General features: G+C 70.6%; 12 protein-coding genes and 1 riboswitch. Of the genes, 10 read left to right on the plus strand and 2 right to left on the minus strand.

Translation table 11 applies throughout. The features are described 5' to 3' along the window. Positions 1–153: 153 nt before the first annotated feature. The 6 genes from AC4D16_RS11400 (at position 154) to AC4D16_RS11425 (ending at position 6,642) form a co-directional block, all read left to right on the plus strand. A complete protein-coding gene (locus AC4D16_RS11400) occupies positions 154–1,044 on the plus strand; it encodes an aminoglycoside phosphotransferase family protein (RefSeq protein ID WP_490955076.1) in 891 nt (296 codons plus the stop codon). A gap of 250 nt (positions 1,045–1,294) precedes the next feature. After that, positions 1,295–2,338: an L-threonine 3-dehydrogenase gene (tdh, locus tag AC4D16_RS11405; RefSeq protein ID WP_490955077.1), complete on the plus strand. Its 1,044-nt coding sequence runs from the start codon at positions 1,295–1,297 to the stop codon at positions 2,336–2,338. 15 nt (positions 2,339–2,353) lie between these two features. After that, positions 2,354–3,601: a glycine C-acetyltransferase gene (locus tag AC4D16_RS11410; protein WP_490955078.1), complete on the plus strand. Its 1,248-nt coding sequence runs from the start codon at positions 2,354–2,356 to the stop codon at positions 3,599–3,601. A 57-nt stretch (positions 3,602–3,658) separates the two neighbouring features. After that, entirely contained in the window at positions 3,659–4,756 is a 1,098-nt protein-coding gene (locus tag AC4D16_RS11415; RefSeq protein ID WP_490955079.1) for an NAD(P)/FAD-dependent oxidoreductase, read from the plus strand. Positions 4,757–4,958: 202 nt separating this feature from the next. Continuing rightward, positions 4,959–5,441 (plus strand): cation:proton antiporter regulatory subunit, encoded by a 483-nt coding sequence (locus tag AC4D16_RS11420; protein ID WP_490950681.1) that lies wholly within the window; start codon positions 4,959–4,961, stop codon positions 5,439–5,441. 7 nt (positions 5,442–5,448) lie between these two features. Then, on the plus strand, positions 5,449–6,642 hold the full coding sequence (locus tag AC4D16_RS11425; RefSeq protein ID WP_490950682.1) for a cation:proton antiporter: 1,194 nt from the start codon (positions 5,449–5,451) through the stop codon (positions 6,640–6,642). Between the two features lie 52 nt (positions 6,643–6,694). Here AC4D16_RS11425 and AC4D16_RS11430 read toward each other — a convergent pair whose 3' ends face one another. Next, positions 6,695–7,540: a siderophore-interacting protein gene (locus AC4D16_RS11430; protein WP_490955080.1), complete on the minus strand. Its 846-nt coding sequence runs from the start codon at positions 7,538–7,540 to the stop codon at positions 6,695–6,697. Positions 7,541–7,663: 123 nt separating this feature from the next. Between AC4D16_RS11430 and AC4D16_RS11435 the strand changes: the two genes are divergently transcribed. The 3 genes from AC4D16_RS11435 (at position 7,664) to AC4D16_RS11445 (ending at position 10,208) form a co-directional block, all read left to right on the plus strand. Then, entirely contained in the window at positions 7,664–8,881 is a 1,218-nt protein-coding gene (locus AC4D16_RS11435; protein ID WP_490955081.1) for an allantoate amidohydrolase, read from the plus strand. Between the two features lie 108 nt (positions 8,882–8,989). Continuing rightward, positions 8,990–9,787 carry a CPBP family intramembrane glutamic endopeptidase gene (locus tag AC4D16_RS11440; protein ID WP_490955082.1) on the plus strand — a complete coding sequence of 266 codons (798 nt, stop codon included), beginning with the start codon at positions 8,990–8,992 and terminating at the stop codon, positions 9,785–9,787. A gap of 133 nt (positions 9,788–9,920) precedes the next feature. Next, positions 9,921–10,208, plus strand: a complete 288-nt coding sequence (locus AC4D16_RS11445) for a DUF1540 domain-containing protein (protein WP_490950686.1) — start codon at positions 9,921–9,923, stop codon at positions 10,206–10,208. A 101-nt stretch (positions 10,209–10,309) separates the two neighbouring features. On the opposite strand, the gene AC4D16_RS11450 is transcribed toward AC4D16_RS11445, so the two are convergent. Continuing rightward, a complete protein-coding gene (locus AC4D16_RS11450; RefSeq protein WP_490950687.1) occupies positions 10,310–10,951 on the minus strand; it encodes a VOC family protein in 642 nt (213 codons plus the stop codon). Positions 10,952–11,069: 118 nt separating this feature from the next. Next, a riboswitch (SAM riboswitch) is annotated at positions 11,070–11,186 on the plus strand. A 76-nt stretch (positions 11,187–11,262) separates the two neighbouring features. Here AC4D16_RS11450 and AC4D16_RS11455 point away from each other — a divergent pair. Beyond that, positions 11,263–12,579: a bifunctional o-acetylhomoserine/o-acetylserine sulfhydrylase gene (locus AC4D16_RS11455; protein WP_490955083.1), complete on the plus strand. Its 1,317-nt coding sequence runs from the start codon at positions 11,263–11,265 to the stop codon at positions 12,577–12,579. Positions 12,580–12,582 lie beyond the last annotated feature (3 nt).

A 12,582-nucleotide genomic window follows, 5' to 3' on the forward strand; every position in this document is an offset into this window, starting at 1 on the left:
AGCAGTCCCCGCCTGATCGGATCGCCGCCTGATCGCATGCACACCTGGTCGGATGCAGGTCCGGTCGGATCGCCGCGGCGGCCGGCCGGACCCGGGGTGAATTCACCCCGGGTCCGGCCCGTTGCCCCGGCTCTGCAGTTCCAGGAGGTTCCGATGGCCCTGATGCCGCAGGCCGAGTTCGACGTCACGGCCGCCCTCGTCCGATCGCTGCTGCACGAGCAGCACCCCGACCTGGCCGATCTTCCCGTGGAGTTCGTGGGCAACGGCTGGGACAACAAGCTGTTCCGGCTCGGACCGGCGCTCCTGGTGCGGCTGCCGAGGCGCGCGGTCGCGGACGCCCTCATGATCGAGGAGCAGCGCTGGCTGCCCGGCCTCGTGCGCACGGTGGGGCTCCCGACGTCGGCACCGTTGCGCGTCGGGGTACCCGGCGCGGGGTACCCCTGGCACTGGTCGGTCTGCCGCTGGATCGAGGGCGTCCCGGCCGCCGCCGTCCCGCGCGCCGACCGGACACCGGCCGCCGTCCCGCTGGCCCGTTTCCTCGCCGACTTCCATCGGCCCGCGCCCGACGACGCCCCGGTGAGTCCGGTGGGCCGCGGAGGACCGCTCGCAGCGCGCGACGACGTCGTGCGTGCGCGGCTCGTCTCCCTCGGGCAGGGACCGGGCAGCACGGTGCAGGACGTCTGGGCACGCGCGGTCACCGCGCCCACCCGGTCCGCGCCGCCCGTCTGGCTGCACGGCGACCTGCACCCGGCCAACACCGTGCTGACACAGCGGGGGGAGCTCGCCGGCGTCGTCGACTTCGGCGACCTGTGCGCGGGCGACCCGGCAACGGACCTCGCGGCGGCGTGGCTGCACTTCGGCGTCACCGGGCGTGCTGCGTTCCGCAGGCTCATCGACGATCGTGTGCCCGCCGATCCGGGCCTGTGGGACCGCGCCCGTGGCTGGGCGGTGAGTCTGGGCAGCGCACTCGCGGCGTCGTCGGACGACGCCCCGGCGCTCCGTGCACTCGGGATCGAGACGTTGCACGCCGTCCTCCAGGACTGACGGCATCGCGGCCCGGGTGCGGCCGAGTGGGCACCCGCCGCGTAGGTCCCGCCCGGCCCCGGAACAATCCGCGTCCCGCCCGGCCGCGGAACGGCTCGATACCCGCGCGCCGTCGAGAGGGCACCCGCCGCGGAGGTCCCGCCCGGAGCCCGCTGATATCGTTGCTCCGGGCACATCCCGCCCAGCACTCGTACCGCACCCTCCGGCCCACCCCGCCGTGATCGGGAAGCGGCGTGGAAGGACGTGGTCAGTGAAGGCGCTGTACACCTCCGGAGCCCGTCCGGGCTTCGAGCTCGTGGATCGCCCCGAGCCCGAGGCGGGGTGGGGCGAGGTCAAGATCCGCGTGATGACCACGGGCATCTGCGGCACGGACCTCCACATCGAGAGCTGGGACTCCTGGGCGCAGGGCATGATCACGGCGCCGCTCATTCCCGGTCACGAGTTCTACGGGGAGGTCGTGGCCCTCGGCGAGGGGATCCGCGACGTGCGGGTCGGCGACCGCGTCTCGGGTGAGGGGCACATCGTCTGCGGGATCTGCCGCAACTGCCGCGCCGGCCGCCGGCAGATGTGCATCAGGACCTCCAGTGTCGGCGTGCAGCGCGACGGCGCCTTCGCCGAATTCGTCGTCGTCCCGGAGACCAACGTGTGGGTGCACGACGCCACGATCACCCCCGAACTCGGCGCCGTCTTCGATCCGTTCGGCAACGCCGTCCACACTGCCCTGAGCTTCCCGCTCGTCGGCGAGGACGTGCTCATCACCGGGGCGGGTCCCATCGGCCTGATGGCCGTCGCGGTCGCCCGGCACGCCGGAGCCCGCAAGATCGCGATCACCGACGTCTCGCCGTCGCGGCTCGCGCTGGCCCGCGGGGTCGGGGCGGACATCGCCGTCGACGTCAGCCGGACGCGCATCGCCGACGCGCAGCGGGAGCTCGGCATGAAGGAGGGCTTCGACGTCGGGATGGAGATGTCCGGCCACGCCACGGCGCTGCCCGAGATGATCGACAACATGAACCACGGCGGCAGGATCGCGATGCTGGGCCTGCCCTCGGCGCCCATCACCATCGACTGGGGCAAGGTGGTCACGCACATGCTCACGCTCAAGGGCATCTACGGACGCGAGATGTTCGAGACCTGGTACGCGATGAGCGCCATGCTGCAGTCCAACCGGACGCTGCGCGACGCCGTCTCGTCGGTGGTCACCGACTGCCTGCCGGCGAGTGAGTGGCAGCAGGGATTCAGGACCGCGCGCGACGGCGCCGGTGGCAAAGTGGTCCTCGACTGGACCGTCTTCTAGGGAGGCAGGAACACCATGTACTCAGCAGTTCGCGACCAGCTCGCCGGTGAGCTCGACGACATCAGGGACGCAGGCCTCTTCAAGCACGAGCGCCGCATCTCTTCCGCGCAGTCCAGCCACATCACGGCCGGGGCGCTCGACGCCGAGGGCGCTCGGGTGCTCAACTTCTGCGCCAACAATTACCTGGGGCTGGCGGACCACCCGGACATCATCGCGGCCGCGAAGACGGCCCTCGACGAGCGTGGCTTCGGCATGGCCTCTGTCCGCTTCATCTGCGGTACGCAGGACCTCCACCTCGAGCTGGAGCGCCGCGTCTCGCAGTTCCTCGGCACGGAGGACACCATTCTCTTCTCCTCCTGCTTCGACGCGAACGGCGGGGTCTTCGAGTCGCTGCTCGGCGCCGAGGACGCCGTGATCTCGGACGCCCTGAACCACGCGTCCATCATCGACGGCATCCGGCTCTCCAAGGCCCAGCGCTTCCGCTACGCGAACCGCGACATGGCGGACCTCGAGGCGAAGCTCCAGGAGGCATCGGGGGCACGGCGACGCCTCGTGGTCACCGACGGCATCTTCTCGATGGACGGCTACCTCGCGCCGCTCGAGGCCATCTGCGACCTCGCAGAGCGCTACGACGCGATGGTCATGGTCGACGACTCCCATGCCGTCGGCTTCATGGGCCCGAGCGGCGCAGGAACGCCGGAGCACGCGGGTGTCGCCGACCGCGTGGACATCTTCACCGGGACCTTCGGCAAGGCGCTCGGCGGCGCGTCCGGCGGGTACGTCGCCGCACGCGCCGAGATCGTGGCGCTGCTGCGCCAGCGGGCGCGTCCGTACCTGTTCTCGAACTCGCTGGCACCGTCGATCGTCGCCGCAACGCTCACTGCGCTCGACCTCGTCGAGAACAGTGCCGAGCTCCGCGGCAGGCTGACCGACAACGCGGCGCTCTTCCGCCGCCGGATGACCGAGGAGGGCTTCGACCTCCTCGACGGCGAGCACGCCATCATCCCGGTCATGTTCGGTGACGCGGTCCTCGCCGCGCGGACGGCGGACGCGATACTCGCGCACGGTGTCTTCGTGACGGCCTTCAGCTACCCGGTGGTGCCTAAGGGCAAGGCGCGCATCCGCGTGCAGCTCTCCGCGGCCCACACGGACGAGGACATCGAGTCGTGCGTGCGCGCCTTCGTCGCGGCGCGCGCCGACGTCTCCGCGGGCGCACCGGAGCACGACGACGCCGAGCAGGGTGCGCACGTCGGCGCCTCCTGAGCGAGGCCCCACGCCGCCGGAACGCCGGATGGGGGAGACCCCTCCTAGGATGACCGCATGAGCTCCCTCGAGTGCGACATCCTCATCGTCGGCGGCGGCATCGCCGGTCTCTCCCTGGCGTCCGCCGTCGCGCCCTTCGCCAGTGTGGTGCTCGTCGAGGCCGAGGCAACGCTCGGGTACCACACGTCGTCGCGCTCGGCACGCCAGCTCATCCCGAGCTACGGCCCCGAGCCGGTCCTCGACCTCACCCGGCGCACCCTCGACCTGCTCGCGGGTGTCCAGTCCTCCACGGGCCTGCCGCTCACCGTGCCGCGTTCCTTCCTGCTCGTCGGCTCCGAGGAGCAGGTGGAGGCCGGGGCGAGCGCCGCGATGCGGCGTGTTTCGCACGCCGAAGCGCTGGAGCTCGCACCGCAGCTGCGCCTCGGCGCCTTCGCCGCGGCGGCGATCGACGAGGCGTGCGTCGGCACGGACACGGATCTCCTGCTCGAGTACCACCGGCGGAGCGCGAGCGACGACGGCGTCATCATCCTCACCGGCGCCGAGGTCACGTCCGCGCGCTACGACGGTACGGGCTGGAGCGTGCGCGCGGGCTACCGGCCCATCACGGCGGAGATCGTGGTCGACGCCGCCGGTGCCTGGGCCGACGGCCTCGCGAGCGTGTGCGGCGTCGCTCCGCAGGGGCTCGTGCCGCACCGCAGGACCGCCGCGATCGTCAGGGCGGACAATGCGCCGGCGCTCGGTACACCGATGGTCGCCGCCGCCGACGAGTCCTTCTACTACCGCCCCGATGCCGAGGGCGTGCTCATCTCGCCGAGCGAGGCGGAACCGGCCGAGGCCGGGGACGCCCAGCCGCACCCGGGGGACGTCGAGCGGCTCGTGGAGCACCTCGGGACGCTGACCACACTGGGCATCAGCTCCGTGGTCCGTTCCTGGACGGGGCTGCGGACCCAGCGGAAATCGGGCCTGCCGGTGGTGGGGTTCGATTCCCGGCACCCGGGGTTCTTCTGGCTCGCCGGGCAGGGCGGATACGGGTTCCAGACGTCCTCGGCCATCGCCGAGCTGGCCGCGGTGCTGCTCAGTGGCATCGATCCCCGCGACGTCGGCGCCGACCCCGTGAGCGTCGCGGCCGCGGCGGAAGCCCTCCGGCCCGTGTGACGGGTGGCCACGCGGAGGCACATCACCGCGGGGAACAGGGTGCGGAGCAACGTCCACAGCGACCTGGCAGCGGTGCCGGACGAACCCCCGCCGTCGTGTCCGGAGGGCGATCGGGACGCAGTCCGCAGCGCGCTCCAGCGTGCCGTCGCGAGTGCCGTCCCTACCGTCTGTCGCTCGTGCCCCGCGGGTCTAGGATGGGCGCATGAACGTCATCGAGATTCGACTCCCCGGCATCGGAGTGCGGCGCGAGATCGTCACGGGTTCGGGCCGGCGCGTAGGGATCGTCGCCCAGCGTGACGGCGATCTCGACCTCATCATCTCGAAGGCCGACGACCCCGACGCCTGCGTGGCGTCCATCCCTCTCACGCCCGACGAGGCCGCCACGATCGGCAACCTGCTCGGTTCCCGCCAGCTCGTGGCGCAGCTCACGGAGGAGCACCGGGACCTCCCGGGCGTCTCCACCCGCCAGTTCCTCGTCGAGGCGGGTTCCCCGTTCGACGGGCGCGCTCTCGCGGACACCCGGATGCGTTCGCGCTCGGGTGCCTCGCTGGTCGCCGTCCTCCGGTCGGGTCAGGTCCAGGCCTCGCCCACACCCGACTTCACCCTCGCCGCCGGCGATCTGCTGGTGGTGGTCGGCACCTCCGAGGGACTCGACACCGCGGCGGACATCCTGCGACGAGGTTGATCGGAACGTGCACTCGACCGCCATCATCCTGATCGAACTCGGGGCCGTCCTGCTCTTCCTCGGCATCCTCGGGCGGCTCGCAGGGAGGATCGGGCTCTCGCCCATACCGCTCTACCTCATCGGCGGACTGTTCTTCGGACACGGCGGGTTCATCGAACTCGAGGGCGTCATGGAGTTCAGTGAGATCGCCGGGGAGATCGGCGTCGTCCTGCTCCTGCTGATGCTGGGACTGGAGTACACGGCGAAGGAGCTCGTGACCGGTCTCCGGCAGTCGTGGCTCGCGGGTGTGGTGGATTTCGTCCTCAACTTCACGCCCGGCGCGCTCGTGGCCGTGATCCTCGGCTGGGGGCCTGTCGCCGCACTCGTCATGGGCGGGGTTACCTACATCTCCTCCTCGGGCATCGCCGCGAAGGTCATCAGCGACCTCGGCCGCCTCGGCAACCGTGAGACGCCCACGGTCCTCGCGATCCTCGTCTTCGAGGACCTCGCCATGGCCATCTACCTTCCTGTCCTGACGGCGGTCCTGGCAGGGCTCAGCTTCGCCGGCGGGCTGGGGACCGTGGGGATCTCGCTCCTCGTGGTCACCCTCGTCCTCGTGATCGCCCTCCGCTGGGGCAACGTCGTCTCGGCCGTCGTGGACAGCACCGACCGCGAGGTCTTCCTCCTCACCCTCATCGGCGCCGCGCTGCTGGTGGCCGGACTGGCATCCGCCCTGCAGGTCTCCGCGGCCGTGGGCGCGTTCCTCCTCGGGATCGCCATCTCGGGTGCGACGGCGGAGAACGCCGCGCGTATCCTCGAACCTCTCCGCGACCTCTTCGCCGCCATCTTCTTCGTCGTGTTCGGACTCAACACCGATCCCGCGTCGATCCCGCCCGTGCTCGGCTTCGCCCTGCTGCTCGCGGTGATCACGGCTGCGACGAAGATCGCCACGGGCTGGTGGGCTGCTCAGCGGCAGGGGATCGGGCGCCGCGGCCGGGTGCGCGCGGGGTCGGCCCTCGTGGCGCGCGGCGAGTTCTCGATCGTGATCGCGGGCCTCGCCGTCGCCTCCGGGGCGGTGGTCCCGGACCTCGCTGCCCTCGCCACCACGTACGTGCTGCTCATGGCGGTCCTCGGCCCCGTCCTCGCGCGGCTCGCGGAACCCGCGCTGCAGCAACTCGAGCGGCTTCCCGCGCTCCGGCCGCGACCCGTCGTCGCGGGCTGACCCGGCCTGACGAACCCTGCGACGACCGCTCCGGCGGAGCCCGCACGAGCCCTCAGTCGTGGAGGATCTTGCCGATCGGTTCGCGCTTCTCGGCCTGGAACGTGTCCTCCTCGCGGCCGTACGCCCAGTAGCCCGAGAGCGAGACCTGGGAACGTGCGAGCCCTCTGCCCTTGAACAGGACGTCCCGCAGGGCCTTCATCGCGCCGCGCTCGCCGTGCACGAAGGCGTCCACGCGGCCCTCGGGCCACGGTCCGGCGGAGACGGCGTCGGCCAGCAGCGTCGTCGTTCCCGGCTCCCGGCCGGCGCGCAGCAGCCAGTGCAGCTCCACACCCTCGGGGTGTGCGATCTCCAGGACGTCGGCGTCGCCGTCCACCTCGAGGTACGCATGCCCGACGGCGGTGGCCGGCAGGGCCTCGAGTGCGGCGGAGATCGCCGGGAGGGCGGAGTCGTCGCCGACGAAGAGGTGCCAGTCCGCGTCGGGATCCGGTGACCACTTCCCGGAGGGGCCCATCATCACCAGCTCGTCGCCCGGGACGGCGCGAGCCGCCCACGGCCCGGCGATGCCCGCCTCACCGTGCACCACGAAGTCGATCGCCAGGCGCTGCGCGGCGCGGTCCAGCCACCGGACGGTGTAGGTGCGCTTGACCGGGCGGTCGCCGGAGGGGAGCCGGTCCTTGAGTGCGGGGAGGTCGTACGGGGGCGTCAGCCCGAGCTCTGGCTTCGCGAACAGCAGCTTCACGTACATGTCGGTGGCATCGCAGTGCTGGAGCTCGGCGAATCCCGGCCCGCCCGCGACCACGCGGACCAGGTGCGGACTCAGCCACAGCGTCTCGATCACGGACAGGACGGCCTGCGGGCGCGGGGGCTTGCGCGTCGCATCGGACGGGGGGAGGGCCATGGGGCGGGGCTTCCTTCGCGGTGGGCTCCACTCACCCTAACAAGCCTGTCCGGGCAGTCCCGGGCAGCCCGCGGCCGTCCTCGTGGAATGCTGGGACCTCATCCTCCGGAGAAAGGCAGCGCCGTGCAGACAGTCTCCTCGGTCCTCGACACCATAGGCGACGTGGGCCGCGACCCGGCACGCGGCGGGTACTCCCGCGGCGTGTTCACCGGTGCCGAGCTGAGCCTGCGCGAGTGGTTCGCCGCGGAAGCCATGGCACGCGGTCTGACGGTCGAGACGGACCGCAACAGCATCCTCTGGGCGTGGTGGGACGCCACGGACCGGCGTGACGGCGCACTCGTCACCGGCAGTCACCTGGACTCCGTGCCGGGCGGGGGAGCCTTCGACGGTCCGCTCGGCGTCGCCTCGGCCCTCGTCGCCGTCGACCTCCTGCGCGAGCGAGGGGTGCAGCCCCACCGGTCGCTGGCCGTCGCCGTGTTCCCCGAGGAGGAGGGCTCGCGCTTCGGGGTCTCCTGCCTCGGGTCGCGGCTGCTCACCGGGTCCCTCGACGCCGGTCACGTGCGGTCCCTGACGGACGCCGACGGCACCACCTTCGCCGACGCCGCCCGGAGCGCGGGCATCGACGTCGACCACCTCGGCCGGGACGAGGAGGCCATCAGCAGGATCGGCGACTTCGTGGAACTCCACGTCGAACAGGGCCGCGGGCTGATCGACCTCGACTCCGCGGTCGCCATCGGCTCCTCGATGATCGGCCACGGACGCTGGCGCCTCTCGATCACCGGGCAGGGCAACCACGCCGGCACCACGCTCATGGCGGATCGCGCTGATCCCATGATCGCGGCCGCGCAGGTGGTCCTCGCCGCCCGGAAGGCCGCCGCCGAGCAGGACGGCGCCCGCGCCACGGTCGGGCGGCTCCAACCCGTCCCAGGTGGTACCAACGTGATCGCCTCCCGCGTGGACCTCTGGCTCGACGTCCGTCACGAGGACGACGCCGTGACCGCACAGCTCATCGAGAGGATCCACGGTCAGGCGCAGAAGATCTGCGCCTTCGAGGGCTGCCGCGCCACGTTGACCGAGGAATCCCGCAGCGGGACCGTCCGGTTCGACGGGGCCCTGCAGCGCACGCTCGGCCTCGCGCTCGGCCGGTCCTTCCCCGGCGCCCCGACCCTCCCCACGGGCGCGGGACACGACGCCGGCATTCTCGGCAGCATCGCACCCACCGCGATGCTGTTCGTCCGCAATCCCACGGGTATCAGCCACTCGCCCGAGGAGTTCGTGGAGCGCGAGGACGCCGACGCGGGAGCCATCGCCCTCGCGGACGTCCTCGAGGACCTGCTCTGACGTCGCCGTCCGGTCGATAGGTGTCACGCGCCTGGGCCGCCGGGATCGGGGGCCTGCTCCGGTGCCGCCGCGCTGGGAAACACCAGCCGCCGCTGGAATGATGGCGCCATGTCCACCGACCGACGCTCCTCCGATCGACCCTCCTCCGTCCCGACGGTCCAGCCGCCGCGACGCCGGATCACGGCCGAACTGCTGATCGTGCTCGGGCTCTCGCTCGGGCAGTCGGGCGTCTACGCCGTCGTGAGCCTCGTGGACAAGTTGTCCCGCGGGCCCCTGGCCGCACAGACCACCACGTTGAACCCGGTGCTCGACGACCGCCAGTACATCGACCTGACCTACCAGCTGCTCGGGATCTTCTTCGCGCTGGTGCCGGTCGCCCTGGTGCTGTTCCTCCTGAGCGGACAGGGGACATCGGCCTTCCGGCGTCTGGGGTTCACCTTCGACCGCCCGCTGAGGACCTTCGGTTTCGGTGTGGGCCTCGCCGGGATCATCGGCGTCGGCACGCTCGGCGTCTACGCGGCCGGCCGCGCTCTCGGCATCACGACGGCGATCGTCCCAGCCGCGCTCGACGAGTACTGGTGGACCGTGCCGGTGCTGGTGCTCTCCGCGGTGCGGCACGCCGTGTTGGAGGAAGTCATCGTGGTCGGCTACCTCATGCTGCGTCTGCGCGAACTCGGGTGGTCGACGCCCGCCATCATCATCACGAGTGCCCTCCTGCGGGGGAGCTACCACCTGTACCAGGGGTTCGGTCCGTTCATCGGCAACGTGATGATGGGGCTGCTCTTCGCCTGGTTCTACACGCGCACCAAGCGCGTCATGCCGCTCGTGATCGCGCACGCGCTGATCGACATCACCGGGTTCGTGGGGTTCGCCCTGATCGGCCCGGCCATCGGAATAGGTAGCTGAGCCAAGGCTTACCTTTTCTTTTATCGCGCACAAATCATGACTAAATTATTCGCAATTACCGGTGTTACCGTGAATTCATTCCGCAGAAGTACGGATTCCGCCGTCAGGATCCGCCGCACCCCCAGGAGGAATCATGAGCGTCGTCACCAGTGTCTCCGAATGCAGTGTCCACAACTGCTCCTTCAACCATGACGGCTGCACGGCGGTCGCCATCACGGTGTCCGGGAGCGAGGAGCACGCCTCGTGCGCCACGTTCATCGACACGTCCATCAGCGGCGGACTGCCGAAGATGCTCGCCCATGTCGGGGCGTGCCAGCGCTCGGAGTGCTCGTTCAACGCGGATCTCCTGTGCACGGCACCCGCGGTCAAGGTCGGTCCCGGCGCCGAGGCCGCCGACTGCCTGACCTATACCCACGCCTGAGCCGGCGCCGAACCACTGACGAACACAGAAAGGGACCGGCCGTCGGCCGGTCCCTTTCGTCTGAGCTTCGTCTGAGCTTCTTCTGAGCAGGGTGCTGCGTGCTAGATCTCGACCCGCCCGTGGGCGGTCTCGAACGTCACGGACATGACGCCCGGCGTGCCGTTCGGGGCGATCCACTGGACCTGGACGCCGTCGAGCGTCTCCTCGACCTCCGTGCCGAGCCACTCGGTGACGCGCTCGGACGAGCCGGCGATGGTCAGGCAGTCGAGCTTCACCGATGCGGCACGCGCGAGGGAGGGGTGCAGGGCCTCGGTACCCTCGTCCCAGCGGAGGAGGTAGGGCACCTGCGGATCGGCGATGAGGCCCTTGATGCCGATCTGCTGCCAGGAGAGTTCCTGGCCGTCGGGAAATTTGCGGTTGCCCGGGACGGCGCTGCGTCCGAGGCGTTCCTCGAACGGACCGAGATCGTCCACCGCGACGCACCAGCCCATCCAGCCGCCTCCGGCTTCGGAGCGGGCGCGGACGGCCTGACCGAAGGGGGCCTTGTCCGAGGCGGGGTGGTCGAGGACCTCCACGACCTCGAGGTACTGGCCGTTGACCAGGGGCACGATCATGTTCCGTGTACCGAAGCGGGGATGCACACCGCCTCTCACCGCGTCCGTCCCGAGCTTGGTCGAGATCCGCTCTGCCGTGGCGGCGAGACCGTCGGGTTCACAGGCGTACGACACATGATCCAGGCGCATGCCGATATCTTGGCACTAAGTGATCCACGTCTCGACTTAGGTTCGCCTTACTCGTTCGTCCCTTCACGAAGTGTCATACGGCTTGCCTCCTGCGGGGCCGTGCGCTTCCATGGAGTCAGGTCATGAGTGCCAGCACGAAGCCCCGGCTTGCTGGCCGGCAACCCTCCAACCGCGGTGGGGTGCCCCGGGTGAAGACCAGGCTCGACGCCGCACCGGCGTCGCGCAAGCGCGGGCCCGTGACGGCCCGGTGACCTGGGCGAGACGTCGGCAGGTTCCGGACACGAGCGAGGCCCCTTCCTACAGGGAGCATCATGTCCAACGAGTGGTCTTTCGAGACACGCCAGATCCACGCCGGCCAGGAGCCGGACTCCGCAACGGGGGCGCGCGCGCTCCCTATCTACCAGACGTCGTCGTTCGTCTTCCCGAGCGCGGAGAGTGCCGCCAACCGCTTCGCGCTGACGGAACTCGCGCCGATCTACACGCGTATCGGCAACCCGACCCAGGAGGCGGTGGAGACGAGGATCGCCAGCCTGGAGGGCGGCGTCGGCGCCCTGCTGCTCGCCTCGGGCCAGGCCGCGGAGACGTTCGCCGTGCTCAACATCGCGGAGGCGGGCGACCACATCGTCGCGAGCCCGAGCCTCTACGGCGGAACCTACAACCTCTTCAAGCACACGCTGCGGAAGTTCGGTATCGAGACCACGTTCGTCGAGGATCCGGACGATCTCGAGCAGTGGCGCGCCGCGATCAGGCCGAACACCAAGCTGTTCTTCGGCGAGGTGGTCTCCAATCCGCGCCAGGACGTCCTGGACCTCGAGGGGATCAGCGCGGTCGCCCACGAGCACGGGTTCCCGCTGATCGTCGACAACACGCTCTCGACGCCCTACCTGATCCGACCCATCGAGTGGGGTGCGGACATCGTGGTGCACTCGGCCACCAAGTACCTCGGCGGGCACGGCACGGCCATCGCCGGCGTGATCGTCGATTCCGGGAACTTCGACTTCGCGCGGTACCCGGACCGCTTCCCCGGCCTGAACACCCCCGACGAGAGCTACCACGGACTCGTCTATGCGCGTGACCTCGGGGTGGGCAGCGCCCTCGGTGCCAACCTCGCCTACATCCTGAAAGCACGCGTGCAGCTGCTGCGGGACCTCGGGGCCGCGGTGTCGCCGTTCAACGCCTTCCTGATCGCGCAGGGGCTGGAGACGCTCAGCCTGCGGATCGAGCGGCACGTCCAGAACGCGCAGACGGTCGCCGAGTGGCTGGAGGCCCACGACGACGTCGAGCGCGTGGCCTACGCCGGCCTCCCGTCCAGTCCCTGGTACGAGCGCGGCAGGAAGTACGGGCGGAACGGGACCGGCGCGATCGTCAGCTTCGACATCGCCGGCGGGCACGAGGCGGGCACGCGGTTCGTGGACGGACTCGAACTGCACTCGCACGTGGCGAACGTCGGTGACGTCCGCTCGCTCGTCATCCATCCGGCGTCGACGACGCACAGCCAGCTCGGCGCGGAGGCGCAGCTCACCGCGGGCGTGCGTCCCGGCCTCGTGCGGCTGTCCGTGGGCCTCGAGAACATCAACGACATCCTCGCCGACCTCGACGCGGGGTTCCGCGCCGCCAAAGGAGCCTGACCA

It is taken from the genome of Arthrobacter sp. TJ-236, assembly GCF_058269235.1.